Raw genomic sequence first — 26,122 nt, forward strand, 5'->3', positions numbered from 1 at the left:
CATAGGGGGTGTCGGCGAACGGCTGCGGGTGCGTTGTGGTTGTTCGCGCAGCTCCCCGCGCCCCTGGGGGCAACACCTACAAGCGCCATAGGGAGTGCTGGCGGGTTGCCCAGTCTCTGCTCACCCTGCCCGTTCTCATTCCTCTGCGTGCCTCCGGGTCGGCCAGGGCCATGCCGATGTGGCCGGCCAGGACGATTCCGATGGTGAGGGCCAGCCAGTCGTGGACGAAGGTCGCGCTGGTGCGCCAGAGCAAGGGGGTGAGGTGGGTGAACCACATCATCAGGCCGGTCGCGAGCATGACGAGGGTGGCGCCGGCGATCCAGGACGCGTAGATCTTCTGGCCGGCGTTGAACTTGGCGGCGGGGCGGGAGTCGGGGCGCTTGTCGCGATGCAGGGCGGCGCGCAGCCAGGCGCGGTCGTGGGGGCCGAAGCGGTTGAGCCGGCCGAGGTCGGCTCGGAAGGCTCGGGAGGCGAGGCCCGCCAGGACCGGGAGGGGCAGGGCGAGGCCTGACCACTGGTGCAGGGTGACGACCAGGGCGCGGCGGCCCACGAGTTCGGCGAGCTGGGGGACGTAGAGGCAGGCCGCCGTCAGGACGCAGAGGCCCATCAGGGCGGCCGTCGTGCGGTGGATCCAGCGCTCGGTCGGGGTGAAGCGGCTGACCTCGGCCGCGGCGGTGTCAGCTGGTGGGTGCATCGTCGCGTCCGTTCGAGCGGCCCACCCAGGCGTCGATGTCGTAGCCGCGCTCCTCCCAGTAGCCCGGGTCGACCTCGTCGGTGAGGGTGATGCCGGAGAGCCACTTGGCGGACTTGTAGAAGTACATGGGCGCCACGTAGAGGCGGACCGGGCCGCCGTGGGAGTGGCTGAGGTCCTTGTCCTGCATGCGCAGGGCGACCAGGACGTCCGCGCGGCGGGCCTGGGTGAGGGTGAGGCTCTCGGTGTAGGTGCCGTCGAAGCAGGTGAAGCGGATCGCCTTCGCGGTGGGGCGGACGCCGGCCGCGTCGAGGAGCCGGGAGAGGCGTACGCCTTCGAACGGCGTGTCCGGGACCCGCCAGCCGGTGACGCACTGGACGTCGCGGACCATGCGGGTCTGCGGCAGGGCCTTCAGGGCGTCCAGGGTGTAGGTCGTGGGGCGGTCGACCAAGCCGTCGATCTTGAGGCGGTAGGTGTCGGCGTTCTTGCGCGGGACGGACGAGGCGACCGAGTAGTAGCGGAAGCCGCCGCCGTTCGGGAGCAGTCCGGTCAGGCCGGTGGGGTCTTTGTCGGCGGCGCCGCCGAGGAAGCCCTCCAGGCCGCGCTGCAGCTTGGGCGCGGCGGCGACGCCGAGGGCGCCCAGGGCGAGAGTGCCGAGGAAGACGCGGCGGCCGACCGGGGTGCCCCGCTCCTCGGGGTGTCCGTCGTTCACGCCGTCCTGTACGTCCTCGTGCACGCCCCCATTCACATCCTCGTCGCCCCTGTTCGCGTTCACGTTCTCATTCGAGCACCCGCGGCCCCGGCAGGACAGGGATCGCGGGTGCTCGTCAGACTTCCGTAACCACTTCTTACGTGGGCACCCTCAGGACGAGGCCGCCTTTTCCAGCTGGAACGCCTCGTTGCCGAGGCCGATCCGGGCGTGCTTCTCGGGGGCGCGGGCGCGCAGCACCAGGCCCAGGACCAGGCCGGCGACGAGGGCGAGGCCGATGACGCCGGGCAGCACCCAGCTCAGCGAGGAGTCCGGGCCGACGCCGACCAGCACCTCGAAGTCCTTCACGGTGTAGCCGGCGATCACGAGCAGGGCGAGGCCCGACAGCGTGGCGGTGACCAGCCGCCAGGCCTGGGCCCCGGCGGCGCCGCGGCGGACGAAGAAGACGACGACGGACAGGGAGGCCGCCGCCATCAGGACGATCACGCCGAGGGCGCCGATGTTGCCGAGCCAGGTGAACAGTTGCAGGACGGGCGCGGTCGGGTCGCCGACCGGCTTGTCGTCGGCGATCGCGAAGGCGGCCACGACCACCACGGCCACGACGGTCTGCAGCAGCGAGCCGGTGCCGGGGGCGCCGCTGGTGCCGCTGGTGCGGCCGAAGGCGGCGGGCAGCAGGCCCTCGCGGCCCATGGCGAAGGCGTACCGGGCGACGACGTTGTGGAAGCTGAGCAGGGCGGCGAACATGCCGGTGACGAACAGGACGTGCAGGACGTCCGTGAAGGTGCCGCCGAGGCGGGACTCGGTGAGGAAGAACAGCAGGCCGGCGCTCTGCTTCTGGGCCGTGCCGACGATCGCGGAGGGGCCGGTGGCGACGGTGAGGGCCCAGCTGCTCAGCGCGAAGAAGACGGCGACCCCGCCGACGGCGAAGAACATCACGCGCGGCACCAGGACGTGCGGGCGGCTGGTCTCCTCGGCGTAGACGGGGGCCTGCTCGAAGCCGAGGAACGCGGCGACGCAGAAGCACAGCGCGGTGCCGACGCCCGCGCCGGTGAGTGTGTCGGGGTTGAAGGCGTGCAGCGACAGGCCTTCCTTGCCGGGGTCGGCGAGGGCGGCCACGTCGAAGATCACGACGAGGAGCACCTCGATGACCAGCAGCACACCGAGCACCCGCGCGTTGACGTCGATCTTGAGCCAGCCGAGCAGTCCGACGGCGAGGGCGGCCACCAGGGCCGGTATCCACCAGGCGATCTCCACGTCGGCGTAGGTGGCGAGGAGCCCGGAGACCTCGAAGCCGAAGATGCCGTAGATGCCGATCTGGAGCGCGTTGTAGGCGACGAGGGCGACCAGGGCGGCGCCCGCGCCGGCGGTGCCGCCGAGGCCGCGGGCGATGTACGCGTAGAAGGCGCCCGCGTTGTGGACGTGGCGGCTCATCTCGGCGTAGCCCACGCTGAACAGGATCAGGACGACGCCGAGGGCGACGAAGAGCAGCGGCTGGCCGACGATGCCCATCACCGCGAATGTGGTGGGCATGACACCCGCGACCACCATGAGCGGGGCGGTCGCGGCGAGGACGGAGAGCAGCAGTCCCCCGGTGCCGAGGCGGTCGGCGCGCAGGGCGCGCTCCTGTCCCTTAAACGTACTGATGCCGCCGCCTGCGGCGGACGTGCTCGTGCTCGAACTGTCCGTGGTCATCGGGAGAGCGTCCTCACTTCGGGGGGTGGCGGGTCAGGTCGCGCCGAGCGCGCCGGCGCGGGCGGTGGCGAAGGCGGTGTGCGGGTCGCGGTCCGGGTACGACCAGGGCGCCGGGGTGGCGTACCGGCCGATCCGGTGGAACAGGGCGGCGGCCTCGGCGCCCCGCCCCTCGCAGAACTTGGCGTGGGCGAGGAAGTTCAGGTCGATCAGCCGGCGCGGGTGGCCCTCCAGCTCCCACTCCAGCCACCAGTCGAAGGCCGTCTTCATCACCTGCCGGGCCCGGCGGCCGGCCCAGTGGCCCGAGGCGGCCGGATCGGCGGGCTCGTACCCGGCGGCCGCCAGCACGCGGTAGCGCTCGGCGTGTGCGATGACGGGCAGGATCGCGAGCGGGGAGTCGGCCGGTGCCTGTTCGGCGGCCCAGTTGGCGAAGTCGTAGACCTCGTGCAGTGGGTCCGGGCCGGCCTCGGTGCGGCGTGCGGCGAGCCGGGCGACCATCAGGTGATGGGCGTGGTGGTGGTCGGCGTACCGGCCGCGCACCGCCTCGAAGCGCCGGACCACGTCCATGTCGGTGCCGGTCGCGCACTCCAGCATGAGCAGGCCGAGCCAGGGGGTGGGGTCGGCCGGAGCGCGGGCGACGGCGGTCTCGCAGGCCTCGCGGGCGCGGACCGGCTTGCCCTTGCCGCTCAGCACCCGCCGGACCTCGGCGAGAGCGAGCAGGACGGAGGCGTCGGCGGACTCGGGTTCGGCGAGCAGCCATTCACGGGCCCAGGCGGCGCAGTAGGACTCGGCCGCGAGGACCGTGATCCGGTGGCCGCGGCGGTCCCAGTCGTCCCCGGTCCGGACCAGCAGGGAACGGACGTGCTGCCAGCGGCCCTGCGCCAGCGCGGCGCGCGCGGCCACGAGGTCGGCGTCGTCGAGGGCCTCGTCGAAGGCCTGTGACGCACGTCTGCGGCCACGGCCGAGGGGAGGCGGGGGTGGGGACACCGCGGGACTTCCTCACGCGCTCTTCTGGTGTTTCGGCTCACGGCGGTCGAGGCGGCGCGGGTGTGCGCTATGCCATGAACTGATCACGCACAGCCAACCCCCCGCCAATGGTTGACGTCAAGGGCCGTCTTCGCGTTACACGCGTCAAGTGGCGTTACTTGTGAGGTTTCTGTGATCAACGAGGAGCGGGGGAAGCGTGAGACCGGCATCCGATTTTTCCGTTTCGCCCTTTGTGACGTACGTCATAGCGTTCGCCGGTTTCGACCCGGACCATGGCAGGACGTACGGGCGCGCCGGGCGGAGCCGGCCGGTACAGTCGGCCCCTACGCAACCGTGAACCCGACCTGATGATCGAGGTACACCGCGTGTCGGTTCTAGTTCTCGTGCTCGCCCTGAGCGCCGCCTGCTGTCTGGGCTTCGGCTTCGTCCTGCAGCAGAACGCGGCCCAGCGGGCACCGCTGAGCGACTTCCTCTCCTTCCGACTGCTGATCGACCTGGTGAAGGTGCCGCGCTGGCTCGGCGGCATCGCGCTGATGGTGGCCGGCATGGCGCTGGGCGCCGCCGCCCTCGGACAGGGCGAGCTGTCCCTGGTGGAGCCACTGCTGGCGACCAACCTGCTGTTCGCGCTGGCCCTGTCCCGCAGGCAGACCAAGCAGCCACTGGGCCGTCAGGGCTGGGCGGGCCTGCTGCTGCTGGCGGGCGGGGTGACCGCGTTCATCGTGGCGGGCCAGCCGCAGGGCGGAGCCGCGACGGCCGATCCGGTGCGGCAGTGGCTGATCATCGGCGCCATGGTCGGTCTCGCCCTGCTCCTCACGACCCACGCCAAGCGTTCGCGGCTCAGCTCAGGACCGGTGCTCCTGGCCTTGGCCGCCGGGCTGCTCTACGGCGTGCAGGACGCGCTGACCCGGGTGAGCGGACAGAAGTTCTCCGAGGGTGGCTTCGCCGAGCTGCTGACCGGCTGGCAGCCGTACGCGGTCCTCGCGCTGGGCGTCACGGGGCTGGTCCTTGTGCAGAGCGCCTTCGAGACCGCCTCCCTGCGCAAGTCGCTGCCCGCCCTGACCGCGGCCCAGCCGCTCGCCGGGATCATCTGCGGCGTCGGCTTCCTGGGCGACCGGCTGCGGACCGACGCGGTGGCCCTGAGCTGGGAGGCCGGCGGTCTGCTGGCCGTGGTCGCCGGGATCGTGCTGCTGGGGCTGCACCCGGCGATGCCGCACGGACTGGCGGAGCGTGCCCGAGTGGGGAAGCTGCAGGCACAGCCGCAGCCCCAGTGATTCCGGCGCCGCCCCTGCTTGGATGAGGGCATGAGCGCTGCTGACGAGATCCTCGACATCGTCGACGAGAACGACCAGGTCATCGGGCAGTTGCCCCGAGGCGAGGTCTACGCCGGCGGTCTGCGGCACCGCTGCGTGTTCATCCAGGCCCGGGACGCCGGGGGACGGATCTTCGTGCACCGGCGGACACCGACCAAGCTGGTCTTCCCCTCCCTCTACGACATGTTCGTCGGCGGAGTCGTCGGCGCGGGCGAGGCCTACGACACGGCGGCCCTGCGCGAGGCCGAGGAGGAGCTGGGCGTGACCGGCCTTCCCGAGCCGCGGTACCTCTTCAAGTTCCTCTACGACGACGGCGACGGCCGGAGCTGGTGGTCGGCGGTGTACGAGGTCCGCTGCGAGCTTCCCGTACGGCCGCAGGCCGAGGAGGTGGCCTGGCACGACTTCCTGCCCGAGGACGAGGTGGAGCGGCGCCTCGGGGACTGGGAGTGGGTGCCGGACGGGCTGGCGGCGTACCAGCGGCTCAAGGCGTTCCGGTCGAGGCCGTAGCGGGCGGCAGCGCCCGGCCAGAAACTCCCAGGTAGGGTCGCGCAGGTGATCGAGTTCGTACGGAACGTCCGGTTGTGGTTCGCGCCCGCGGAGGTCCGGAAGGACGGCGAGACGCCCGACTACCGGTTCTCGCTGGCGAATGAACGCACCTTCCTGGCCTGGCTGCGCACCGCGCTCGCGCTGATCGGCGGCGGCTTCGCCGTGGACCAGTTCCTGCCGGACCTGCGCTGGGGCTGGCGGGTGGGGCTGGCGCTCGCGCTGCTGGCCGCGGGGGTGCTGTGCTCGCTGCGGGCGGTCAACCACTGGGTCCGCTGCGAGCGGGCCATGCGCCGGGGTGAGGATCTGCCGGTGTCCCGGTTCCCGGCGTTGCTGAGTCTCGTCGTCGCGGTCGTGGCTGTCGCGATGGTGCTCGTGGTGCTCGTGGGGTGGGAGGGGTGAGCGCGGCGCCCGGCGCGCCCCGGACCCCTGACCGCGACCCCGGGCTCCAGCCCGAGCGGACCCGGCTCGCCTGGCGGCGCACGACGCTCTCGGGCACGGTCGCCGCCGTGCTCGCCGTGAAGACCGCGCTGCACGGCGGCGCGTCGGTGGCCGGAGTCGTCGGATGCGCCCTGTGCTGTGTCCTGTGGCTGGGCTTCCTCGGCGTCGCCCACCGCCGCATCCGCACGCTCTCCGCTCCCGGCAGCCCCGCGGCCTTCGCGTCCCGGCACGCCACGGCCGCGGCGCTGTGCACGGTCGCGATGGCGGTGTGCGGGGCGGCCCTCGTTCTCTAGACCGCGTCCGCGGGCCGGGGGGGTTACCCGCTCTCCGTCTCCCAGTCCACCGTCACGACGATCTTGCCGCGGGTCCGGCCCTCCTGGTTCAGCCGGTGCGCGTCCGCCGCCCGCTCCAGCGGGAACGTCTCGGAGACGTGCACGCTCACCACGCCCTGTTCCGCCAGTTCGGACAACCGCTGGAGATCCTCGGCGTCGGGGCGCACGAAGTAGTAGCGGCCGCCGAAGTTCACGACGTCGCCGTCGGCGATCGACACCACGCGCCCCTCGGGGGCCAGCAGGTTCGCCGAGACCTTCAGCGCGTCACCACCGACCGTGTCGAAAACGGCGTCCACTCCCTCGGGAGCCAGCCCCCGCACCCGCTCGCCCAGGCCCTCGCCGTACGTCACCGGCTCACCGCCGAGGCCCCGCACGAAGTCGTGGTTGGGCTCGCTCGCCGTACCGATCACCCGGGCGCCGAGGTGGGTGCCGAGCTGTACGGCGATCGAGCCGACGCCACCGGCCGCCGCGTGCACCAGCACGGTCTCGCCCCGCCTCACCTGGAGCACCTTGGTCAGCACCTGGTAGGCGGTCAGCCCGACCAGCGGCAGCCCGGCCGCCTCCTCGAAGGAGAGGTTGCGCGGCTTGCGGGCGAGGGTGCGCAGGGGCGCGGCCACGTACTCGGCGAAGGTGCCCCGGGAGAGGAAGTCCTCGCGTACGTACCCGATGACCTCGTCCCCGACGTCGAATTCCGAGACGGCCACGCCGGGCCGTACGACGACGCCCGAGACGTCCCAGCCGGGCACCACGGGGAAGGCGGGTTCGAGGATGGCGTCGAGATAGCCCTCGCGGGCCTTCCAGTCGACGGGGTTCACTGCCGCAGCCCGCACCTTCACCAGCACCGCGTCCGGGCCGACCTTGGGATCGCGGACCTCCCCGAACGCCAGCACCTCGGGTCCGCCGTACCGTGAGTAGCTGATGGCCTTCATGGCTCCGACCTTCCGGGCTCCCCGGGCGGCACGCAAGCCGGATGGCCTGAACGTAGCGGTCCGGGGTTCTTCCGACCGGTCCCTGGGCCTCCCCGGCGTCCCATGGGCGGAGCGGTCGGCCTATCGTGGCTCCGATCACGTTTCGGCCCCCCTCTGGACGACATACCGACCGGTCGGCATCATGAGTCGGGAACCGTCCATCTCCCCGTAGGAGCGACGCATGAGCCCCGACCACCCGCCCGGACTCGATCTCGACCGGCTGCGCGGCCTGCTCGACCGGGAGCGCCCCGGCCTGGTGAACGGCCCGCTGTCCGGCCGGCTGATCGAGGGCGGACGGTCGAACCTCACGTACGCGGTCTCCGACGGCACCGCGCGCTGGGTCGTACGGCGGCCTCCGCTCGGCCACGTCCTGGCCACCGCGCACGACATGAAGCGCGAGCACCGGGTGATCAGCGGTCTGTATCCGACCGCCGTGCCGGTTCCCCGGCCGGTGCTGCTGTGCGAGGACGAGGAGGTGCTCGGGTCGCCCTTCTATGTCATGGAGTTCGTCGAGGGCACTCCCTACCGCACCGCCGACCAGCTCGTGCCGCTCGGTCCGGAGCGGACCCGGGGCGCGGTGCTGAACCTGGTGGACACGCTGGTGGAGCTGCACGCGGTGGACCCGGGCGAGGCGGGTCTCGCGGACTTCGGGCGGCCCGAGGGCTTCCTGGACCGGCAGCTGCGGCGCTGGGGCAAGCAGCTGGACGCCTCCCGCAACCGCGATCTGGACGGCATCGACGAACTGCACGCAGCCCTCGGCCGGGACCTGCCCCGCTCCCCCGCCCCGGCCGTCGTGCACGGCGACTACCGGCTCGACAACGTCCTCATCGGCGAGGACGACCAGATCAAGGCCATCCTCGACTGGGAGATGTCGACGCTGGGCGACCCGCTCACCGACCTCGGCCTGCTGGTCATGTACAGCATGCCGCTGGGCATGCCGGACTCCCCCGTCTCCACGACCGCCGAGGCCCCCGGGCATCCGGCGCCGTCGGAACTCATCGAGCGGTACGCCGCGCGCTCGGGGCGCGACGTCTCCGCGGTCTCCTGGTACACGGCGTTCGCCTGGTTCAAGCTCGCCGTGATTCTCGAGGGCATCCACTACCGCTACACACTCGGCCAGACGGTCGGGGCCGGGTTCGACCGCATCGGCGACCTCGTGCCCGTCTTCGTCCGGCACGGGCTGACCACGCTTCACGAGGGCCTTCAGGAGGGCTGATCCGTATGGACTTCGCGTTCGACGCACGCACCGAGGAGCTGCGCGGCAAGCTGCTCGCCTTCATGGACGAGTACGTCTATCCGGCCGAGGCGGTGGCGGAGGAGCAGCGCGCTCAGCTCTCCTCGCCGTGGGACACGCCGGCCGTGGTGGAGGAGCTGAAGGCCGAGGCGCGCAGGCAGGGCCTGTGGAACCTCTTCCTGCCGGGCTCCGAGTACGGGGCCGGGCTCACCAATCTCCAGTACGCGCCCCTCGCCGAGATCATGGGCCGGTCCCCGCACCTGGCGCCGACGGCGACGAACTGCGCGGCGCCCGACACCGGGAACATGGAGGTGCTCACCCAGTTCGGTGACGAGCAGCAGCGCAAGCAGTGGCTGGAGCCGCTGCTGGCCGGTGAGATCCGCTCGGCGTTCGCGATGACCGAGCCGGAGGTGGCCTCCTCGGACGCCACCAACATCACCACGCACATCAAGCGGGCCCCCGACGGCACGGACGAGTACGTCGTCACCGGCCGCAAGTGGTACATCTCCGGGGCGATGAACCCGGACTGCAAGATCTTCATCGTGATGGGCAAGACGGACCCGGACGGGGACGACATCCGCCGTCAGCAGTCCATGGTGCTGGTTCCCCGCGACACGCCTGGCGTGACCGTCAAGCGCGCGATGCGGGTCTTCGGCTACGAGGACCACTCCCACGGCGGCCACGCCGAGGTGATCTTCGACGACGCGCGCGTTCCCGCGTCGAACCTGATCGGCGAGGAGGGCGGCGGCTTCGCCATCGCCCAGGCCCGGCTCGGTCCGGGCCGGATCCACCACTGCATGCGGCTGATCGGCATGGCGGAGCGGGCGATCGAGCTGATGTGCAGGCGGGCGGCGTCCCGTACGGCCTTCGGCAAGGCGCTGGCGCAGCAGGGTGTGGTGCACAACTGGATCGCGGACGCGCGGGTGACGGTGGAGCAGCTGCGGCTGCTGGTGCTGAAGACGGCCTGGCTGATGGACACGGTCGGCAACAGGGGGGCGCACACCGAGATCCAGTCGATCAAGATCGCTACGCCTCGGGCGGTGGTGGACATTCTCGACCGGGCGATCCAGTTGCACGGGGCGGGGGGTGTCAGTCAGGACTTCCCGCTGGCGGAGCTGTACGCGGCGGCGCGGACGCTGATGATCGCGGACGGGCCTGATGAGGTGCATCAGCGGTCGCTGGCTCGGCGGGAGTTGAAGAAGTACGTGTGAGGTGGTGCGGCGGGGGTTTCAGGCCCCCGCCGCCCCTACCCGTCCCATCTCCAGGGGCTCCGCCCCTGCGGCCCCGCTGGGGGCTGCGCCCCCAGACCCCGCTTCGGCCTGAACGGCCTCGTCCTCAAGCGCCGGACAGGCTGGTGGGTGCGAGCCCGGCCTCTTGGCTCGCCGTGTCGGGTGGTGGGTGGGCGTAGGCCCGGGGGTCCAGGGGGCGGAGCCCCCTGGCCGGGTCAGGGGCGCAGCGCCCGCATGAGCAGGTCGGCCAGGTGGTCGGCTACCTGTTGCGGGCTCATGGGACCATCCGGCCGGTACCACGTCGACAGGTGGTGGACCGAGCCGAAGTGGTAGTCGACGACCAGGTCCGCCGGAGTCGCCGTGGAGAAGACGCCCGCCTCCTGGCCCTCCTCGACCAGCGCGCGGAAGCGCTCGTGGTAGCGGCGGCGCTCGGAGCGGACCTGCTTGTTCTTCTCGGGGCTGAGATGGTGCATCGACCGCCAGAAGATCATCGCGTCGTCGAGGTTGTCGATCGTCGTCACCACGACGTCCGCGGCCGCCGACCGCAGTCTCTTCTCGACCGGCTCGTCGGCTCCCGCGACGGCGTCCAGCCGCTCCTGCTGGATACGCAGCACGCGCGCGTACACCTCGTGCAGCAGATCGTCCTTGGAGCCGAAGTAGTGGTACAGCGCCCCCTTGGTGACGCCGGCCGCCTCGACGATCTCCTGCACCGAGGTGCGGTCGTAGCCCTGCTCCGCGAAGAGCCGGGTGGCGGCGGCCAGGAGCCGCTGAGGCACGGGGGTGCCGTCCGAGTCCGTGGTCCTGGGCACTGCCGCCACCTGCCTTTCCGTACTGCTGGTCAATTGCCTTGCGTCCGGGAACGCAGTTCCCGACGGAGGATCTTCCCACTGGCCGTCTTCGGCAAGTCGGGCAGGATCTCCACCTGGCGCGGGTACTTGTAGGCGGCCAGTCTCTCCTTGCAGTAGTCGGCGAGCGCATCCGGGTCCGTCTCGGCGTCCGGCCGCAGGCTGATGTACGCCTTGACAGTCTCCCCGCGATAGCCGTCGGGCACCCCGACCACGGCGGCCTCGCGCACCGCCGGGTGTGTGTAGAGCACGTCCTCGACCTCGCGCGGCCACACCTTGAAGCCGGACGCGTTGATCATGTCCTTCTTGCGGTCGACGACGTACAGCCAGCCCTGCTCGTCCATGAAGCCGATGTCGCCGGTGCGCAGTTCGGCCCCGGGAAAGGTCTCCGCGGTGGCGTCGGCGCGCCGCCAGTAGCCGGGCACGACCTGCGGGCCGCGTACGGCGATCTCGCCCTGCTCGCCGAAGGGCACCTCGTCGCCGTTGTCGTCGACGATCCGTACGACCGTGTCGGGGCCGGGCAGGCCCACGGCGAGCGTCCCGGAGGCCGGATCGACGGGCGCCTCCAGACCGGGCGGCACGGAGGCGCAGGGCGCGGTGCACTCGGTCAGCCCGTAGCCGTTGCGGATGTACGGCCCGAAGCCCGCCCGGAACTTCTCCACCAGCGCGGGCGGCAGCGGGGCGCCGCCGGAGGAGATCACCCGGAAGGAGGAGAAGTGGTCGCGGGTGACGGAGGGGTGGGCGGCCAGCGCCATGAAGGCCGTGGAGGGGCCGACCGTGTAGTGCGGCGCGTGCTCGGCGAACGCGTCCAGCACCGTGCCCGCCTCGAAGCGGTAGGCCAGCACGAGCGTGCCCCCGCTGTTCAGGCAGGCGCCGAACTGGCAGACCATGCCCGTGATGTGGAACAGGGGCGCCATCGCGAAGTACACGGGCCGCTCGGGCAGCCCCAGGCCGGTCCGCTGCCGCTCGGCGTTGTACATGATGTTGCCGTGCGTGTTGGTGGCGCCCTTCGGCGTGCCGCTCGTGCCGGAGGTGTAGCTGATCAGCGCGATGTCGGAGGGGCCGGGCGCACGGTCCGCCGGTGCCTTGTTCCCGGCGCGCGCCACCGTCACCAGGTCATCGGCGTCGGAGGCCTGCGGCAGCCGCTCGAAGGTCAGCACGCGCGCGTCGTCACGCGTCTGGAAGTCCAGCTCGCATCCGGTGAGCACGATCCGCACGGGCGAGTCGGCCGCCGTCTCGCGCAGATACGACTCCCACGCCCGGTCCGAGCAGATCAGCGCGGCCACCTCGCCGTCCCGCAGGACGTGGGTCACCTCGCCCGACTTGTACATCGGGTTGACGGGCACGACGACCGCGCCCGCCTTCCACGCGCCGAGCACGGCGAGCACGAAGTGCGGGGAGTTCTGCAGCAGCACCGCGACCCGGTCGCCGCGTTCCAGGCCGCGTGCCGCGAGGTGCCCGGCGACGGAGTCGCTGAGCTCGTCGACCTCCCGGTAGGTCAGCCGGCCGTCGAAGTAGGCCAGGAAGTCGCTGTCCGGCGTTTCGGCCGTCACCCGCCGCAGGGCGTGCACGAGGGAGCCGGCGGGGCTTATCGGGCCCTTCTGGGCCTCGTCGAGCAGGTCGAGCCAAGGCTTGGCGGCGTAGCGGGACTGGGTCACCGGGTCTCCTCCCACTGCTGCTGGATGCGGTTCATGCCGGTCAGCCACCGGTCGGGGTCACCGGCCCGGGCCTGATGGTAGGCGGCGACCTCCGGGTGCGGCAGGATCAGGAACCGGTCCTCCTCGATGCCCTTGAACAGGGCGTCCGCGACGGCCTCCGGCTCGATCGCGGTCGGCTGCAGCACCAGGTCGCCCGCGCTGCCGGTGGCGGCGAGCATGTCGGTGCGGACGCCCTGCGGGCAGATGGCGTGGACCTTCACGCCCCGGTGCCGGTAGGTCAGCGACAGCCACTCGGCGAACGCGAGGGCGCCGTGCTTGGTGACGGCGTAGGGGGCGGCGCCGATCATGGTGAGCAGCCCGGCGGCGGACACGGTGGACACGAACCGGCCGCTGCCGCGCTCCAGCCAGGCCGGCAGCAGTTCCTCGGCGGCCCGGACGTGCGCCATGACGTTCACGTCCCAGGACGTCGCCCATGCCTTCTCGTCCAAGGCCTGACCGGAACCGACGCCGTCGAAGGCGACACCGGCGTTGGCGCAGTACACGTCGACGGTCCCGCCGAGCGCGTCCCGGGCGTCCCCGACGATCGCCGAGGCGTCACCGGGCACGGCGATCCCGCCGACCTCCTCCGCGATGTGCTCGGCCCGCTCGGCGTCCAGGTCGTTGACGACGACCCGGGCCCCTTCGGCGGCGAACCGCCGGGCGAGCGCGGCCCCGATCCCGCCACCGGCCCCCGTGACAACGACTCCGGCCCCTTGAAAGGCTCCCACCATCGGTCTCCTCATTCGCGGCTCAGCAATGGCGCCAGACTAACCGGTCGGTATGTACCACGGAAGGGGGTCGGACCACGCCCTCAAGGGGCGCGGGGCTGTCTTGATATGCGGCTCCGCCGCGCGGGCGCGATCAACCACGGACAGCCCGCAGCCTCCCCACAGCCCGCGGAAGCGCATACCGTGCCCATGCCGACCGTCCCCCGCTCAAGGAGGTCACCGCATGCGCCCTTCCAGACGAGCCGTCATCACCACCGCCACGGCGGCAGCCGTATCAGCCACCTCCACCGCATCCGCAGCCCAGCGCCGCAGGCACCCGCGCACTGGCTTCGAACGACTCGCCCAGGACGGCTACACCCTGCTCGACGCACAAAAAGTCGGCATCGTCACCAACCCCACCGGCATCACCCGCGACGCCCGCCACATCGTCGACGTCATGCACGAAGACGACCGCGTCGATCTCACCGCCGTCTTCGGCCCCGAGCACGGCTTCCGGGGCACCGCCCAGGCCGGCGGCTCCGAGGGCCGCTACGACGACCCGGCGACCGGCCTGCCCGTCTACGACACGTACCTCAAGAGCGGCCGGCCCCTCGCCGACATCTTCACCGCGTCCGGCGTGGACACGGTCGTCTTCGACATCCAGGACGTCGGCGCCCGCTTCTACACGTACATCTGGACCCTGTACGACTGTATGGAGGCCGCGCAGCTCGCCGGCAAGCGGTTCGTGGTGCTGGACCGGCCCAACCCGGTGACCGGCCGGACGGCCCTCGGGCCCGTGCTGCACAAGGAGTTCGCCACGTTCGTCGGACGGCAGCCCATTTCCCAGGCCCACGGGATGACCGTCGCGGAGCTGGCGCGGCTGTTCAACGGCGAGTTCCTGACCGCCCCCGTGCGGCTGGAGACCGTGCCGATGTCGGGCTGGAGGCGCTCGGAGTTCTACGACGCCTCCGGCCTGCCCTGGGTGCCGCCGAGCCCGAACATGCCGACGCCGGAGACGGCCCTGGTGTACTCGGGGACGTGTCTGTTCGAGGGCACGAACCTGTCGGAGGGGCGTGGCACGACCCGGCCGTTCGAACTGCTCGGCGCGGAGGGCATCGACCGGCGCTGGGCGGACGCGGCGAACGAACTCGGCCTGCCCGGCGTGCGGTTCAGGGAGGCGTACTTCGCGCCCACCTTCTCGAAGTTCCAGGGCAAGACGGTCGGCGGCGTACAGGTCCATGTGCACGACCGCGCCGCGTTCGACCCCGTGCGCACGGGAATCGCCCTGCTCGTGACCGCCAAGCGGGTCTGGAGCGGTTTCGCCTGGCGTCCCGACAACTGGATCGACAAGCTCACCGGCTCGACGCGCGTGCGCACGATGATCGACGCGGGCGCGGACACGGACGAGGTCGTGGCGGGGTGGCAGCAGGACCTGGCGGCGTTCCGGCGGATGCGGCGGGAGTACCTCGTCTACCGCTGAGCCAGGCATACGGCCCTCAATGCGCCCGTGACGTATGGCCAACCGGCCCCGTTGGCAGGACGATGCGCCCAGATCGCGGCGTCACCCGGGGGCTAGGGGGCCTGTCATGGCGGATCCGGCGATGAGTGTGACTCCCTACTGGGAGCTGACCTTCGACGCGGACGGGGACCCGGCGGGCCGACAGCGGGACCGGTTGCTCGCCGGGGTGAGCGAACGGAAGGTGCGCGATCTGATCGTCTTCGCGCACGGCTGGAACAACGACCGCTCGGGCGCGACCCGGCTCTACGACCGTTTCTTCGCGCCCTTCCCGCGGCTGGTCCCGACGGCCAGGGTCGGGTACGCCGGGGTGCTGTGGCCGGCGATGCGGTTCTCCGACGAGCCGATCCCGGACCTGCCGCGGGCCGTGGCGGCCGAGGCCCCCGGGCGTCCCGTGCTCGACAAGGACACGCGGCACGCACTGCTGGAGACCTTCCCGGGCCGGGCGATCCTGGTCGACCAGATCGCGCGGCTGCTGGAGCAGCAGCCGTGCGAGGAGTCCGAGCTGGAGGAGTTCGGGCGGCTGGTGCGGCTCCTGGTGGAGGTGGTGGCGCCCGGGCCTCAGGAGTTGTTCTCGGCGGACACGGTGGCGGAGGGGGTGCCGCAGAGCGAGCCGGAGATGTTCACCGGTTCCTCGGCGGCGGCCTGCGAGGAGTTCGCGCAGGCGCTCGCGGAACTCGAAGCGTCCGGCGGGCGGCGGGACTTCAGGCTCCCGAATCCCTGGGACGGTGCGCACGAACTGCTGCGGCAGGCGACGTACTACGCGATGAAGCGGCGCGCGGGAACCGTCGGGGAGCGCGGTCTCGGCCGGGTCGTCGGGCAGCTCGGGGCGGCGGCGCCGGGCGTGCGCGTGCACCTGGTGGGGCACAGCTTCGGCGCGCGGCTGGTGTCGTTCGCGCTGCGCGGGCTCCCCGAGGGCGTGCGCACGGTGAAGTCCGTGACGCTGCTCCAAGGGGCTTTCTCGCACTACGCGTTCGCGGCCCGGCTGCCGCACGACCCGCGTGCGGGAGGGGTGCTCCAGGGGCAGCAGAACCGCATCGACGGCCCGCTGGTGTGCTGCCACTCCCGGCACGACTCGGCCCTCGGCACGATCTATCCGCTGGCGTCGCGGATGGCGGGCGACAGCCGCTCGGTCGCGGGCCTCGACCTGAGCCGTGCCCTGGGCGAGAAATGGGGCGCGATGGGCTGCGGCGGGGTGCGGGCGGTGCCGGGCACGCGCGCGTACACCCTCGCCAAGGCCCTGACGGCGAAACTGCCCGCCTCGGGGTGCGTGAACGTCGACGTGGCGGCGGTGGTCAGACGCGGCGGGCCGCCCGCCGGGGCGCACAGCGACATCCTGCACGAGGAACTGGCCCGCCTGGTACTGGCGGCGGGCCGCGTCCGCTGACCCGCCGCCGGTCACACAGACCCTCGCGTCACCGGTGCGAGGTGAACTCCACGACCTGCTGGTAGGTCGGCCGGTTCTGCCAGCTGATCTTGCCGTGCTTGATGCCGCCGAGAGTGCGGTGGATGACCGAGTCGGCGCACCACTGGTCGCCCGCCGAGCACTGGTCGTCGCCGGGGTAGACCTGGGCAGCGGTCTTGCCGGCCGCCTCCTTCAGGGTGCTGATGAGGGTGTCGCGGCAGGCGCCGAGGCTGCCGTCGCCGCAGTACGTCCTGGCGAGCGGACCCCGCACCTGCTCGCCGAGCACGGCCCGGATGTCCTTGTCCACATAGCTCCACCAGCCGTACTGGAACGAGCTTCCGGCATGCGCGCCGGTCGCTCCGTGGGCCGCCGACGGGGACTCGTCCACGGGCAGGTTGGCGGTCATGGCCGCGTACAGCTCGCTGCCCAGGCCCGGTTCGAACTCGGCCTTGACCAGCAGCGGCCACCAGGCGTCCAGGATGCGGATCGCGTCGGCGTCGGCGTACTTCCTGGAGCCGGCCGAGGTCTCCGTGCGCTTGCCGCCGGCCGCGGCCCAGGCCTGGAGCTTGCTGACGGCAGCGGCGGTGGCGGAGTCGGTGACCGGTGAACTGGTGACGACCTTCAGCAGCTTGGGCAGGACGCCCTCCGCCCGCAGATCGGCGACCCCGGCGTCCGCCATGGCCTTGACCAGCGAGGCCCGAGTCACCCCGCCCTGCCGGACCAGCTTCTTCACCCGGTCCTCCAGGAGGTTGCCGCGGTGCACGGACCCGTTGCCCCAGGGCGCGGTCGTGTAGTCCTTGGCCTGCTTGTTGTTCCAGGAGATGTAGTAGTCCTGGTCGATCGAGTTGGGATGGGCGGAGGGCGGGGTGTAGTCGGCGGTGTTGGCCGCCGGGTCCCAGCCCCGCCACTCGTACGCCGGCCGCGCCCACACCGGGAACTCGGCGTCGACGCCGTTCGCGCGCACCGGGTTGTCGCCGCTGTTGTAGTACGCGGTGTGCTCGGAGTCGGCGTAGAACCAGTTGAAGGTGTAGTTGATGTGCTGCACCGCCTGCTGGAAGGACTCCGGGCCCTTGACATAGCCGGGGTCGTTCAGCATCTGGAAGCCGATGATGGAGTCGGCCTCGTGCATGAAGGACGAGCGCAGGGTGGTGTAGGCGACCTTCTTGCCGCCGACCGTGGCGCGGTACTCCACCGGCCCGTACTTCGTACGCCACACCCGCATCGTGTACGAACCGGCCGCGGTGCCGTCGGCCGTGGTCGGCTTCCAGGCGTTCTTCTGCTCGATCTTCTCCATCGGCGTGCAGGTGCCGCGGTACAGGTAGTGGTGGTCGTCCTGGCACAGTTCGACGGCGTAGGTGTCGATGATGTCCTGGCCTGAGGTCGTGGCGCTCCACGCGTAGTCCTGGCCGCGGCCGAGCTCGACGTACATGCTCAGGCCCGCGAAGGAGGCACCCCGGGCGCTGATCCCCGGGCCCTGGATCTCCTGGAGCAGCAGCAGCTGGGGGGCGAAGTAGCCGGTCTGCGGCCCGAACACGGCGACGGGGTGCCCGCTCGCGGTGTGCTCGCCGCCGACCACGAGGGCGTTGGACATACCGCGTTTGGCGGACGACAGGGCCGCCTTGGCCGCCTCACCGGACGCGCCGGTGGCACCGGCCGTCGCGGCGCTGCCGGTGCGGTCGTACACGAGCGGCTCCGGCTCCACGGAACCGGCGTCGGGCAGGGCCCTGCCCTGCGGATCCTCCGGCCTGGTCGCGTACGGGAAGCTGCCGTCGTGGACGGTGAGGACGGCCTCAGGGTCGTTGCGCTCGCGGAAGGACTCCCAGACCTTGGTGCCCTCCGCCACGCCGTACTTCTCCTGGGCGGCGAGCAGCGAGAGCGCGTTGTTGACCTCGCCGCCCCCGCCGGACCCGAACAGCGCGCCGATGACCGAACCCAGCGCGACCAGATCGGTGATCTTGAAGTGCTCGATCGTCCCGGCGTTGGTGACCGAGTCCTTGTGCCCGGTGAGGACGTACTCACCGGGGAAGTAGCGGCCGCTGTCGGAGGCGTCGATGTAGGAGTTGATGCCGTCGAGATAGGCCGTGGCATCGGCGAGGGCCAGCTTGCCGCGCTCGCCGTTGGTGGCGACGGCGTTGTCGATCTGCGCCTGCAGATCGGCCTCGGTGTACGGGGCGTGCCGCCAGAACTGCTGCTCCAGGCCCTGGTTGGAGGGCGCGCCGCCGGCGAACGAGGTCAGCTGGCCGCGTCCGACATGCCGGAAGACGTCCATCAGCCACAGCCGGTCCTGGGCCGCCGCGTAGCCGGCCCCGAACTCGGTGCCGTACCGGGTGGTGCCGGTGATGTGCGGCACGCCCGTCCTCTTGTCACGGACGATCGTCACGTCGTCCCGCCCGGCGGGCTTGACGGTGGAGGCGACCTGATCCGCCGGGACACCGAAAGAGGCGTCGTTGAAGAAGTTGTTGATCTTCTCGTTGGTGAGACCGGTGTAGCCCTTGGCGAGATTCGCGTAGGGCCCGAGCTGGTCCTCGGCGTGCTCCGGCTGGGTGCCGAAGGCCTGGTTGAGGAGGATCTGGGCGAGGGTGGCGTTGCCGTTCTGGCCGGGCGGGAGGATGTCCGAACACTGGTTCCCGCAATAGTCGTTCGCCGCGGCCGCGACCTGCACCGTCGGCGTTTCCGCGGCCGCCGCCGGGGCGAGCGGCGACAAAAGACCTGCGATCAGGGCGCATACCGAAGCGGTCTTCAGGAACCCGGGGAATCCCCGGGGAGTTCTCATTCTGTCGAGAACGGTGCGCGTGCGAGGGGTACGCCGTGGCATGGGGGGGCTCCTCCGGAGGGGGTGGCCGGATGTTACCGCCGGTATCCCCGGGTTTGAAGATGAACAAGCGTCACTTCTTGGAGTCAGCACAACAGGCACACGGACCACGGCAGTCGACTCGCGAGCCTCTTAGGACGGCTTATGGAGGGCATTTGAAATCGGATGGAGCCGATTCGCTTGTCGATACGTCTATTCGGCGACGTCCGTACGACGACGCCGAAGTGACCGGATTACAGGTGCAGGTGTGACGGAGGTGCAGGACGATGGCCGGTTTCCGGAGTCTGGCGAGACAGGTCCGCGATCCGCGGTGCGATCTCGCATTGCGGCGCTATTCGCTGCGCAAGTGCCTTGAGAGGTTCGCCCCTTACGGGCACAGGGCGACCTGGGACCATCTGTGCTCCCGGGCGGGATTCGGTCCCGAGGACCGGTCCCCCGATCCAGCGCGGCTCGTGGCCGCACTGGACGAACTGGAGGAGGCGCGGGCGGTCTGGCTGGCCTACGAGGTCGAGTTCGCCGAGCGCCGCAAGAAGGAGAAGCACGACGGACTGCGCCGGCCGGGCAGCGTGGACGACTGGCACCGGCTTACCTGGGGCGGGTTCGGCGTGGCGTGGTGCGACGATCCGGCGGTCCATCCCCGTGAGCCGCTGGCCGAGGTGCTGCGCCGGCTGATCGCCGCGCTGGAGCGCGAACCGGGCTCGGCGTGCCCGGTGTGCGGCGGGGAGCACCTCGCCTGGAAGTACGACCTGGACCACGAACCATCGGCGGGTCCGGTCTGCACGGACTGCGGAATCCTGGTGCCGCGTCCCGTGCTCACGCCCGAGTCCCTGGCGTACGCCAGGCGGGCGAGGCCACTGTTGATGTCGGCTTGACGAACGCGGGTGCGCGGGGGGTGCGCCGGGGATGCCGCACCCCCACTGTCGCCGCCGAGGCCAGCTGTCAGTGGTGACTGGCACCATCGGGACATGGTGCAGGTGTGTCTGAACGGGACGCGGGGAGCAGCCGACGGTGCGGCGGTGCCGCTGTCGCCCGAGGCGATGGCCGAGTCCGCGGCGGAGGCCGTCGCGGCCGGGGCCACGGACATCCATGTCCATCCCAAGACACCGTGCGGGCGGGACACGCTGTCGCCGCGGGTGCTCGCGGTGACGCTGGAGGCGATTCGGGCGCGGGTGTCGGTGCCGGTCGGTGTGACCACAGGGGCGTGGGCGGAGCCGGACCCCGCCGCCAGGCTGGACCGGGTGCGGGGCTGGACCGTGCTGCCCGACCACGCGTCGGTCAACTGGCATGAGCCGGGGGCGGAGGAGGTGGCCGCCGCGCTCCTCGATCTCGGGGTGGGGGTGGAGGCCGGCATCTGGTCGGGGACGGACGGGGCGGAGCGGTTCGCGGCCTCTCGGCTCGGGCCGAAGGTTCTGCGGGTGCTGGCCGAGGTGACGGACGCGGATGCGGGGAGTGCCGTTTCCTCTGCGCGGGCGTTGTTGTCCGACATAGGTGACGCCCAGGGCCGTCCTGTGCTGTTGCACGGGGAGGACGGGGGTGCGTGGCCTGTGCTGCGGCTTGCAGGGCAACTGGGGGTGGCTACGAGAGTCGGACTCGAGGATGTCCTGGTCCTGCCGGACGGGAGGCGGGCCGGGTCCAATGCGGAGTTGGTGGTGGCGGGGTTGGGTGAGTACGGGGCGGGTTGAGTGGCAGGTACTCGGCGTGGGTGCTGGAGGCGGGTGGGTGCGCAGCTCGGCGCGACGAGGTGCCTCCCCCACTCTCGGCTTCGCTCGAGCGGGAGGACCCCCACCGCCCACCCGTGCCGCCCATGGGGGCACCTCCCAGGCCCTTGAGGCACTGGGGGAGGCACGCATGCCCGCAGCCAGGCGGGACCGGCGCCCGCAGCTGGGGCGGTGCGCATGCCCGCAGCGGCTGGCGCCGGACGGACGCAAGGGGCCGTGTCGGGGGGTGTCCGCCCGCAGCGGTTGTCGCGTCAACGAACAGTCAGTCGGTATGGCACCCCATCGCGACGTTCCGAGGACGGATACCCCCCGACACGGCCCCGACCCACCACTCACCGCAAGACGCTACGCACGCCTCTTGTCCACCATCAGACGGGAACCCGCGCGGCGTTCGCCGAAGGCGTCGTCCGGGTTGGAGAGGACGCAGCCCTCGAGGGAGAGGCATCCGCAGCCGATGCAGTCGGTGAGATGGTCGCGCAGGCGATTCAGCTGCGCGATGCGTTCGTCCAGTTCGGAGCGCCAGGCCTCCGAGAGACGCGCCCAGTCCTCCTTCGTCGGCGTCCGCTCCTCGGGGAGCTCCGCCAGCGCCTCACGGATCGTCGCCAGCGGGATGCCCACCCGCTGCGCGGCCCTGATGAAGGCGACCCGGCGGAGCGTGTCCCGCGCGTAGCGGCGCTGGTTGCCGGAGGTCCTGCGACTTCCGATCAGCCCCTTGGACTCGTAGAAGTGCAGCGCGGAGACGGCCGCGCCGCTCCGCGCCGCGAGCTGGCCGACCGTGAGCTCATGGATCTTCTCTGGAATCTGGGGCACCCATCGAACCCTACCCAGTGCGTTGACACGACCCCCCGGCGCCGACCATGCTAAGCAGTCGCTTAGAGAAACAGCATCCCTGACATGCGAGAGGCCGGGACATGGCAGAGCCGAGGATCTTCACGTCCGTCGACGACCTGAAGTCGGCGGTGGGCGAGCAGCTTGGGTACACCGACTGGCTCGACATCGACCAGAAGCGCATCGACCTCTTCGCGGACGCCACCGGTGACCACCAGTGGATCCACATCGACCCCGAGAAGGCCGCCGCGGGCCCCTTCGGCACGACCATCGCGCACGGCTATCTGACCCTGTCGTTGCTCCCCCTCTTCGGGCCGCAGCTGATCGCCGTCGAGGGCGTGAAGATGGGCGTCAACTACGGGACGAACAAGGTGCGTTTCCCCGCGCCGGTACCGGTCGGTTCCCGGCTGCGCGCGACCGCCACGATCACCGGCGTCGAGGACGTGACCGGCGGTGTCCAGGTCACCGTCGCCTTCACCCTGGAACGCGAGGGCGGCGACAAGCCCGTCTGTGTCGCCGAGTCCGTGGCGCGCTACTACTTCTGAGCCGGCGCCGGCTCCCCGGCTCCGACCATCCGCAGCACGAGGTCGGCGTACAGCGCGCCGACCTCGTCCGGCGTCCACGGCCCGTCGACGTTGAACCAGCGCGCCACGTCGATGCAGAGGGAGAGCACCGCGAGGGTGGTCCCCTTGACGTCGAGCACGTCGAACTCGCCCGACGCCACGCCGTCCTCGATGACCGCGTGCACCTCGTCGTCGCACTGCCGGCGCAGCGCGAGGATCTCGGCGCGGGCGTCCGGCCCGAGCGAGTCCAGCTCGTACTGGACGACCCGGGCGGTCGTGCGCCCGCCGGCGTGCCAGCGGACGAAGGAGCTGACCGCGTCGGCCAGGCGCTCGCGGGCGGTGCCCTCGCGCCGGGCCGCCGTCCGCAGGATCTCCAGGGCTTTCGTGTGCCCGATCCTGCTGATGCGGTGCAGCAGCTCTTCCTTGGTCTTGTAGTGGATGTAGAGCGCGGCGGGACTCATCCCGGCGCGACCCGCGATGTCACGGGTCGTCGTGGCGTGGTATCCGCGCTCGGCGAAGGCCTCCACCGCGGCGATCAGCAGCCTTCGCGCCGCGTCGGGCGTGACCTCGCCCCACGCCTGCGCCTCGCCGCCGGCCGTCTCCTCCGCCGTACCCATCACGTGCCCCTCTCCACTGGCAGGTGCACCACCATACCGCCGAAGGTGAGCGGTCGCTTAGTGCGGCCGCTCAGCGCTTCTCGAAGGGGGTGTACGCGGGCGCGGGTGCGGGCGCGGGCACCGCTGCCCCGTCCTGCCGGTCCCGGATCACCTTGGCCAGGGTGAAGGCGGAGGTGACCAGGTACAGGACGGCGATGGCGAGGAAGCCGCGGACCCAGGCGTCGGCGCTCAGCTGGTAGATACCGATGGCCGTGGCCGCCATGGCCACGGCGAACGAGGCGACGGCCTGGCCGTAGAAGGCGGCGGTGTTCTGCTTGCCCGGTGTGTCACTCATGAGGGCAAGCTTCGGCCGAAGTGGCCCGCGCCACATCCGCCGACGTACTCAGAAGGTACTCAGAATGCCGAAACCCCCGTCAGCGCACGCCCGATGACCAGTTTCTGGATCTGGCTGGTGCCCTCGTAGAGGGTCATCACGCGGGCGTCCCGCAGGAGCTTGCCCGCCGGGTACTCGTCGATGTAGCCGTAGCCGCCGAAGACCTGGAGCGCGTTGTTCGCGGCGCGGACGGCCGCCTCCGAGGCGAACAGCTTGGCCTTGGACGACTCGACGGCGAACGGCCGCCCCCGGTCGATCAGATCGGCGACCCGCCATGTCAGCAGCCGGGCGGCGTCGACGTCCACGGCGATGTCGCTGATGAGCTCCTGGACCAACTGGTGCCCGGCGATGGGCTTCCCGAACTGCTCGCGCTCGCCCGCGTACCGCACCGCCGCGTCCAGCGCGGCCTGGGCGATGCCGACACACCCCGCCGCGACCGACATCCGGCCCTTGGCGAGGGCGGACATGGCGATCGAGAAGCCCTTGCCCTCCTCCCCCAGCAGCGCCGAGGCGGGCACGCGTACGTCCTCCAGCACCAGCTCGGCCGTGGCCTGGCCGCGCAGCCCCAGCTTGCCGTGGATCGTGCGGCGCGTCAGGCCAGGCGTGCCCGTCGGGACGAGGAAGGCGGAGACGCCCTTGTGGCCGGGGGCGTCCGTGGAGCGGGCGAAGAGCAGAACCACGTCGGCCCAGGTGCCGTTGGTGATGAACATCTTGGTGCCGCTGATGACGTAGTCGTCACCGTCCCGTACGGCCCGCGTCGCGAGGTTGCCCGCGTCCGAGCCCGTGCCCGGCTCGGTCAGGCCGAAGCAGCCGACCGTCTCGCCGGAGGTGAGCCCGGGCAGCCACCGCCGCTTCTGCTCCTCGCTCCCCCAGGCGGCGACGGTCTTGGCGACGAGGCCCAGCGAGACGGAGACGATGCCGCGCACGGACGAGTCGCCCCGGCCCAGTTCCTCCGTGACCAGGCAGTACGCGAGGTGGTCGCCGCCGGAGCCGCCGTACTCCTCGTCGATCGTCAGCCCCAGGAAGCCGACCTCGCCGAGCTTCTTGACGATGGCGCGGTCGACTTCCTCGGCGCGGTCCCAGGCGATGACGTTCGGGGTGATCTCGCGCTCCACGAAGTCCCGCGCGAGCCGCCGGACCGCGGTCTGTTCCTCGCCGAGTTCCAGGTTCACCACACGTCACCCCAGGGAAAGCCGTACGTCATTGAAAGCCGTACCTTTAAATTAGCACTGCTAGTTTAAAGGCGCAGCCCTACTATGTGCGCCATGGCCCGACCGCGCAAGCCCTTGCTCTCCACCGACCGGATCGTCGAGACGGCCCGCGCGCTCGTGGACGCGGAGGGCCTGGCGGCCGTCTCCACCCGCCGGCTGGCCGCCGAACTCGGGGTGAGCGGACCCTCGCTCTACAACCACTTCCGCACCAAGGACGAGATCCTGGAGGCGGTCGCCGACTCGGTGAGCGGCCAGGTGGACCTGTCGATGTTCGAGGAAGGCCGCGACTGGCGGACCGCTCTGCACGACTGGGCCGTCTCCTACCGGGCCGCGCTGCGCGACCACCCGAACATCGTCCCGGTGCTGGCCCGCGGCCCCGGCCGCCGCCCGGCGGGACTGCGCCTGGCGGACGCCGTCTACGGCGCGATGGTCGCCGCGGGCTGGCCGCCGGCGCAGGCCACGTCCATCGGCGCGCTGATGCGGTACTTCGTCATGGGCTCGGCGCTGGGCTCCTTCGCCGGGGGCTTCGTGGACGACGCGAGCGCATACGACCCCGCCGACTACCCCCACCTCCAGCAGGCCCATCTCCTCGCCGAGCAGCAGGAGAAGATCGACGAGCGGGCCTTCGAGACGGGACTGGCGGCCCTGCTGGACGGGCTGGCACGGCAGTACGAGCAGGTGCGGCGGACCGCGTAGGCACACTTCGGCGGCGGCCGAAGGGTCCGTGTCCCATGCTGGGGCCATGACGACGAGGGACCCGCGGGCCACGGCCCTGGCACGGCTGGCCGGACTGTTCGCGGACGAGACCCGGGCCGCGTGCCTGCTGGCGCTGCTCGACGGGCGGGCCTGGACCGCGAGTGAGCTGGCGCGGCACGCGGGCGTCGCCGCTTCCACGCTGAGCGAGCACCTGAACAGGCTCGTGGCGGGCGGGCTGCTCGCCGAGGAGCGGCAGGGTCGGCACCGGTACGTCCGGCTGGCCGACGCGCGGGTCGCGCAGCTGCTGGAGGACCTGGCCGCGCAGGTCGCGCCGGGCACGGACGTACCGCCGCGGAGCCTGCGGGAGTCGAGCGCGGGTTCGGCGATGGCCCGGGGCCGCACCTGCTACGACCATCTCGCCGGCCGGCTCGGCATCGCGGTCACCGACGCGCTGACGGCTCGCGGGCTGCTGCGGCAGGAGACCGGGTTCGCGCTCACCGACACGGGCCTGGCGTGGTTCGCGGCGGCCGGTATCGGCCTCGAACGGCGTGGCCGTCGTCCCCTGGCGCGGGCCTGTCTCGACTGGACCGAACGCCGACCGCATCTCGCGGGCGTCGCGGGCGCGTCCCTGTGCCGGCACGCCCTGGACACGGGCTGGTGCGTGCGCATCGGCTCCGAGCGTGCCGTGAAGGTGACGGCGGCCGGTGAACAGGCCCTCTTCGAACTGCTGGGCGTGGAGGCGGCGGCGCTGCGCTGAGCCCTGACCGGGCCGAGGCGCGGCAGGGCACACCCCGCCCACCGCACCACCTCGCCCGTCCGCCGCACCACCTCACCCCGCCCACCGCACCACCTCGCCCGTCCGCCGCACCACCTCACCCCGCCCACCGCACCACCTCACCCCGCCCACCGCACCACCTCACCCCGCCCACCGCACCACCTCACCCCGCCCACCGCACCACCTCACCCCGCCCACCGCACCACCTCACCCCGCCCACCGCACC

Annotated in this window: 26 protein-coding genes; 13 read left to right on the top strand and 13 right to left on the bottom strand. The window is 71.6% G+C overall.

Going from position 1 to position 26,122, the window contains the following annotated elements; translation table 11 throughout:
• Nucleotides 1-76 precede the first annotated feature (76 nt).
• The 4 genes from ACFZBT_RS24560 to ACFZBT_RS24575 all read right to left on the bottom strand — a co-directional run bounded on the left by ACFZBT_RS24560 (nucleotide 77) and on the right by ACFZBT_RS24575 (nucleotide 4,076).
• Complete coding sequence (locus tag ACFZBT_RS24560) at nucleotides 77-694, bottom strand: cytochrome b/b6 domain-containing protein (RefSeq protein WP_391106970.1); 618 nt, start codon at nucleotides 692-694, stop codon at nucleotides 77-79.
• Nucleotides 678-1,403: a molybdopterin-dependent oxidoreductase gene (locus tag ACFZBT_RS24565; RefSeq protein WP_391107067.1), complete on the bottom strand. Its 726-nt coding sequence runs from the start codon at nucleotides 1,401-1,403 to the stop codon at nucleotides 678-680. The genes ACFZBT_RS24560 and ACFZBT_RS24565 overlap by 17 nt, the downstream gene beginning before the upstream one ends.
• 150 nt (nucleotides 1,404-1,553) lie before the next feature.
• Entirely contained in the window at nucleotides 1,554-3,092 is a 1,539-nt protein-coding gene (locus ACFZBT_RS24570; protein ID WP_391106973.1) for an APC family permease, read from the bottom strand.
• A gap of 33 nt (nucleotides 3,093-3,125) precedes the next feature.
• Nucleotides 3,126-4,076: a hypothetical protein gene (locus ACFZBT_RS24575; protein ID WP_391106976.1), complete on the bottom strand. Its 951-nt coding sequence runs from the start codon at nucleotides 4,074-4,076 to the stop codon at nucleotides 3,126-3,128.
• A 347-nt stretch (nucleotides 4,077-4,423) separates the two neighbouring features.
• Between ACFZBT_RS24575 and ACFZBT_RS24580 the strand changes: the two genes are divergently transcribed.
• The 4 genes from ACFZBT_RS24580 to ACFZBT_RS24595 are packed head-to-tail and all read left to right on the top strand — an operon-like array spanning nucleotide 4,424 to nucleotide 6,663.
• Nucleotides 4,424-5,347, top strand: coding sequence for a DMT family transporter (locus ACFZBT_RS24580; RefSeq protein WP_391106979.1), 924 nt, complete (start codon nucleotides 4,424-4,426; stop codon nucleotides 5,345-5,347).
• 30 nt (nucleotides 5,348-5,377) lie between these two features.
• The gene (locus tag ACFZBT_RS24585; RefSeq protein WP_391106982.1) at nucleotides 5,378-5,893 is read left to right on the top strand and encodes an NUDIX domain-containing protein; all 516 of its coding nucleotides are present in this window, start codon (nucleotides 5,378-5,380) and stop codon (nucleotides 5,891-5,893) included.
• A gap of 45 nt (nucleotides 5,894-5,938) precedes the next feature.
• Nucleotides 5,939-6,331 carry a DUF202 domain-containing protein gene (locus ACFZBT_RS24590; RefSeq protein ID WP_391106985.1) on the top strand — a complete coding sequence of 131 codons (393 nt, stop codon included), beginning with the start codon at nucleotides 5,939-5,941 and terminating at the stop codon, nucleotides 6,329-6,331.
• Nucleotides 6,319-6,663 carry a DUF202 domain-containing protein gene (locus ACFZBT_RS24595; protein ID WP_391106988.1) on the top strand — a complete coding sequence of 115 codons (345 nt, stop codon included), beginning with the start codon at nucleotides 6,319-6,321 and terminating at the stop codon, nucleotides 6,661-6,663. Before ACFZBT_RS24590 ends, ACFZBT_RS24595 begins: the two co-directional genes overlap by 13 nt.
• 23 nt (nucleotides 6,664-6,686) lie before the next feature.
• Here the strand turns inward: ACFZBT_RS24595 and ACFZBT_RS24600 are convergent, their stop codons facing one another.
• Nucleotides 6,687-7,631 (bottom strand): zinc-binding dehydrogenase, encoded by a 945-nt coding sequence (locus ACFZBT_RS24600; RefSeq protein ID WP_391106991.1) that lies wholly within the window; start codon nucleotides 7,629-7,631, stop codon nucleotides 6,687-6,689.
• A gap of 220 nt (nucleotides 7,632-7,851) precedes the next feature.
• Between ACFZBT_RS24600 and ACFZBT_RS24605 the strand changes: the two genes are divergently transcribed.
• Nucleotides 7,852-8,886, top strand: coding sequence for a phosphotransferase (locus ACFZBT_RS24605; protein ID WP_391106994.1), 1,035 nt, complete (start codon nucleotides 7,852-7,854; stop codon nucleotides 8,884-8,886).
• Between the two features lie 5 nt (nucleotides 8,887-8,891).
• On the top strand, nucleotides 8,892-10,115 hold the full coding sequence (locus tag ACFZBT_RS24610) for an acyl-CoA dehydrogenase family protein (RefSeq protein WP_391106997.1): 1,224 nt from the start codon (nucleotides 8,892-8,894) through the stop codon (nucleotides 10,113-10,115).
• A 233-nt stretch (nucleotides 10,116-10,348) separates the two neighbouring features.
• On the opposite strand, the gene ACFZBT_RS24615 is transcribed toward ACFZBT_RS24610, so the two are convergent.
• Genes ACFZBT_RS24615 through ACFZBT_RS24625 form a run of 3 tightly spaced genes read right to left on the bottom strand, consistent with a single transcriptional unit; the run spans nucleotide 10,349 to nucleotide 13,406 of the window.
• Nucleotides 10,349-10,942 carry a TetR family transcriptional regulator gene (locus ACFZBT_RS24615; protein WP_391107000.1) on the bottom strand — a complete coding sequence of 198 codons (594 nt, stop codon included), beginning with the start codon at nucleotides 10,940-10,942 and terminating at the stop codon, nucleotides 10,349-10,351.
• A 29-nt stretch (nucleotides 10,943-10,971) separates the two neighbouring features.
• On the bottom strand, nucleotides 10,972-12,636 hold the full coding sequence (locus ACFZBT_RS24620; protein WP_391107002.1) for an AMP-binding protein: 1,665 nt from the start codon (nucleotides 12,634-12,636) through the stop codon (nucleotides 10,972-10,974).
• On the bottom strand, nucleotides 12,633-13,406 hold the full coding sequence (locus tag ACFZBT_RS24625) for an SDR family NAD(P)-dependent oxidoreductase (protein WP_391107005.1): 774 nt from the start codon (nucleotides 13,404-13,406) through the stop codon (nucleotides 12,633-12,635). The genes ACFZBT_RS24620 and ACFZBT_RS24625 overlap by 4 nt, the downstream gene beginning before the upstream one ends.
• A 220-nt stretch (nucleotides 13,407-13,626) precedes the next feature.
• On the opposite strand from ACFZBT_RS24625, the gene ACFZBT_RS24630 reads away from it, so the two are divergent.
• Complete coding sequence (locus tag ACFZBT_RS24630; RefSeq protein WP_391107008.1) at nucleotides 13,627-14,862, top strand: exo-beta-N-acetylmuramidase NamZ domain-containing protein; 1,236 nt, start codon at nucleotides 13,627-13,629, stop codon at nucleotides 14,860-14,862.
• 106 nt (nucleotides 14,863-14,968) lie between these two features.
• The gene (locus tag ACFZBT_RS24635) at nucleotides 14,969-16,285 is read left to right on the top strand and encodes a serine-threonine protein kinase (protein ID WP_391107011.1); all 1,317 of its coding nucleotides are present in this window, start codon (nucleotides 14,969-14,971) and stop codon (nucleotides 16,283-16,285) included.
• A gap of 28 nt (nucleotides 16,286-16,313) precedes the next feature.
• Here the strand turns inward: ACFZBT_RS24635 and ACFZBT_RS24640 are convergent, their stop codons facing one another.
• Nucleotides 16,314-19,118 (bottom strand): penicillin acylase family protein, encoded by a 2,805-nt coding sequence (locus tag ACFZBT_RS24640; protein WP_391107014.1) that lies wholly within the window; start codon nucleotides 19,116-19,118, stop codon nucleotides 16,314-16,316.
• Nucleotides 19,119-19,381: 263 nt separating this feature from the next.
• Between ACFZBT_RS24640 and ACFZBT_RS24645 the strand changes: the two genes are divergently transcribed.
• Both ACFZBT_RS24645 and ACFZBT_RS24650 read left to right on the top strand, forming a co-directional pair.
• The gene (locus ACFZBT_RS24645) at nucleotides 19,382-19,987 is read left to right on the top strand and encodes a hypothetical protein (protein ID WP_391107017.1); all 606 of its coding nucleotides are present in this window, start codon (nucleotides 19,382-19,384) and stop codon (nucleotides 19,985-19,987) included.
• 93 nt (nucleotides 19,988-20,080) lie between these two features.
• Nucleotides 20,081-20,797 carry a 3-keto-5-aminohexanoate cleavage protein gene (locus tag ACFZBT_RS24650; protein ID WP_391107020.1) on the top strand — a complete coding sequence of 239 codons (717 nt, stop codon included), beginning with the start codon at nucleotides 20,081-20,083 and terminating at the stop codon, nucleotides 20,795-20,797.
• 381 nt (nucleotides 20,798-21,178) lie between these two features.
• Here the strand turns inward: ACFZBT_RS24650 and soxR are convergent, their stop codons facing one another.
• Nucleotides 21,179-21,643 carry a redox-sensitive transcriptional activator SoxR gene (gene soxR, locus ACFZBT_RS24655; RefSeq protein WP_391107023.1) on the bottom strand — a complete coding sequence of 155 codons (465 nt, stop codon included), beginning with the start codon at nucleotides 21,641-21,643 and terminating at the stop codon, nucleotides 21,179-21,181.
• A gap of 101 nt (nucleotides 21,644-21,744) precedes the next feature.
• Between soxR and ACFZBT_RS24660 the strand changes: the two genes are divergently transcribed.
• A complete protein-coding gene (locus tag ACFZBT_RS24660) occupies nucleotides 21,745-22,206 on the top strand; it encodes a MaoC/PaaZ C-terminal domain-containing protein (RefSeq protein WP_391107026.1) in 462 nt (153 codons plus the stop codon).
• On the opposite strand, the gene ACFZBT_RS24665 is transcribed toward ACFZBT_RS24660, so the two are convergent.
• The 3 genes from ACFZBT_RS24665 to ACFZBT_RS24675 all read right to left on the bottom strand — a co-directional run bounded on the left by ACFZBT_RS24665 (nucleotide 22,197) and on the right by ACFZBT_RS24675 (nucleotide 24,386).
• Nucleotides 22,197-22,841 carry a TetR family transcriptional regulator gene (locus ACFZBT_RS24665; protein ID WP_391107029.1) on the bottom strand — a complete coding sequence of 215 codons (645 nt, stop codon included), beginning with the start codon at nucleotides 22,839-22,841 and terminating at the stop codon, nucleotides 22,197-22,199. The genes ACFZBT_RS24660 and ACFZBT_RS24665 overlap by 10 nt on opposite strands.
• A gap of 70 nt (nucleotides 22,842-22,911) precedes the next feature.
• Nucleotides 22,912-23,175, bottom strand: coding sequence for a YiaA/YiaB family inner membrane protein (locus tag ACFZBT_RS24670; protein ID WP_391107032.1), 264 nt, complete (start codon nucleotides 23,173-23,175; stop codon nucleotides 22,912-22,914).
• A 59-nt stretch (nucleotides 23,176-23,234) separates the two neighbouring features.
• Nucleotides 23,235-24,386, bottom strand: a complete 1,152-nt coding sequence (locus tag ACFZBT_RS24675; protein WP_391107035.1) for an acyl-CoA dehydrogenase family protein — start codon at nucleotides 24,384-24,386, stop codon at nucleotides 23,235-23,237.
• Between the two features lie 93 nt (nucleotides 24,387-24,479).
• Between ACFZBT_RS24675 and ACFZBT_RS24680 the strand changes: the two genes are divergently transcribed.
• Nucleotides 24,480-25,121, top strand: coding sequence for a TetR/AcrR family transcriptional regulator C-terminal domain-containing protein (locus tag ACFZBT_RS24680; RefSeq protein ID WP_391107038.1), 642 nt, complete (start codon nucleotides 24,480-24,482; stop codon nucleotides 25,119-25,121).
• Between the two features lie 46 nt (nucleotides 25,122-25,167).
• The gene (locus ACFZBT_RS24685; protein ID WP_391107041.1) at nucleotides 25,168-25,878 is read left to right on the top strand and encodes a helix-turn-helix domain-containing protein; all 711 of its coding nucleotides are present in this window, start codon (nucleotides 25,168-25,170) and stop codon (nucleotides 25,876-25,878) included.
• Nucleotides 25,879-26,122 lie beyond the last annotated feature (244 nt).

Source organism: Streptomyces sp. NPDC008137 (assembly GCF_042957035.1).
Lineage (GTDB): Bacteria > Actinomycetota > Actinomycetes > Streptomycetales > Streptomycetaceae > Streptomyces.

Coding starts and splice junctions, on each gene's coding strand:
- ACFZBT_RS24560 (WP_391106970.1), bottom strand. CDS start 694: ATGCACCCACCAGCTGACACCGCCGCGGCCGAGGTCAGCCGCTTCACC.
- ACFZBT_RS24570 (WP_391106973.1), bottom strand. CDS start 3,092: ATGACCACGGACAGTTCGAGCACGAGCACGTCCGCCGCAGGCGGCGGC.
- ACFZBT_RS24580 (WP_391106979.1), top strand. CDS start 4,424: ATGATCGAGGTACACCGCGTGTCGGTTCTAGTTCTCGTGCTCGCCCTG.
- ACFZBT_RS24585 (WP_391106982.1), top strand. CDS start 5,378: ATGAGCGCTGCTGACGAGATCCTCGACATCGTCGACGAGAACGACCAG.
- ACFZBT_RS24600 (WP_391106991.1), bottom strand. CDS start 7,631: ATGAAGGCCATCAGCTACTCACGGTACGGCGGACCCGAGGTGCTGGCG.
- ACFZBT_RS24605 (WP_391106994.1), top strand. CDS start 7,852: ATGAGCCCCGACCACCCGCCCGGACTCGATCTCGACCGGCTGCGCGGC.
- ACFZBT_RS24610 (WP_391106997.1), top strand. CDS start 8,892: ATGGACTTCGCGTTCGACGCACGCACCGAGGAGCTGCGCGGCAAGCTG.
- ACFZBT_RS24625 (WP_391107005.1), bottom strand. CDS start 13,406: ATGGTGGGAGCCTTTCAAGGGGCCGGAGTCGTTGTCACGGGGGCCGGT.
- ACFZBT_RS24630 (WP_391107008.1), top strand. CDS start 13,627: ATGCGCCCTTCCAGACGAGCCGTCATCACCACCGCCACGGCGGCAGCC.
- ACFZBT_RS24635 (WP_391107011.1), top strand. CDS start 14,969: ATGGCGGATCCGGCGATGAGTGTGACTCCCTACTGGGAGCTGACCTTC.
- ACFZBT_RS24640 (WP_391107014.1), bottom strand. CDS start 19,118: ATGCCACGGCGTACCCCTCGCACGCGCACCGTTCTCGACAGAATGAGA.
- ACFZBT_RS24645 (WP_391107017.1), top strand. CDS start 19,382: ATGGCCGGTTTCCGGAGTCTGGCGAGACAGGTCCGCGATCCGCGGTGC.
- ACFZBT_RS24650 (WP_391107020.1), top strand. CDS start 20,081: ATGGTGCAGGTGTGTCTGAACGGGACGCGGGGAGCAGCCGACGGTGCG.
- ACFZBT_RS24660 (WP_391107026.1), top strand. CDS start 21,745: ATGGCAGAGCCGAGGATCTTCACGTCCGTCGACGACCTGAAGTCGGCG.
- ACFZBT_RS24665 (WP_391107029.1), bottom strand. CDS start 22,841: ATGGGTACGGCGGAGGAGACGGCCGGCGGCGAGGCGCAGGCGTGGGGC.
- ACFZBT_RS24670 (WP_391107032.1), bottom strand. CDS start 23,175: ATGAGTGACACACCGGGCAAGCAGAACACCGCCGCCTTCTACGGCCAG.
- ACFZBT_RS24680 (WP_391107038.1), top strand. CDS start 24,480: ATGGCCCGACCGCGCAAGCCCTTGCTCTCCACCGACCGGATCGTCGAG.
- ACFZBT_RS24685 (WP_391107041.1), top strand. CDS start 25,168: ATGACGACGAGGGACCCGCGGGCCACGGCCCTGGCACGGCTGGCCGGA.